Raw genomic sequence first — 293 nt, 5'->3', positions numbered from 1 at the left:
CTCTTTTGCAGGTAGATCATCATGGCCGCACCCGCTATCTCGATCCGTAACCTCGATCACCTTGGTTTGGTCGCCGCACTCTGCCAGGAACTGGGCATTGCCCGCATGATCGATGCCTTGCTCCCCAAAACCCCGCCTTTCAAGGTCTCACATGGTGAAGCCTTGGTCGCCATGATAGTGAACGGCCTCGGCTTTCACAGCAGCACCCTGCACATGTTCCCGCAATTCTTCGCTAACAAGCCGGTTGAGCGCCTGATTGGCCCCGGGATCTGTGCTGATGACCTCAATGATGA

1 protein-coding gene is annotated in these 293 nt (G+C 56.3%); it reads left to right on the top strand.

The annotated features are described in order from the left end of the window. Positions 1-21: 21 nt before the first annotated feature. Positions 22-293, top strand: a 272-nt coding sequence (locus MUW49_RS20585; RefSeq protein ID WP_244813140.1) for a DUF4277 domain-containing protein, incomplete at its 3' end; no start/stop codon positions are given.

It is taken from the genome of Aeromonas sp. LsrichE-8G, from assembly GCF_022869435.1.
GTDB lineage: Bacteria > Pseudomonadota > Gammaproteobacteria > Enterobacterales > Aeromonadaceae > Aeromonas > Aeromonas caviae.
The sequence above is the reverse complement of the archived record's forward strand: the minus strand, read 5'-3'. Positions and strand labels throughout refer to the sequence as shown.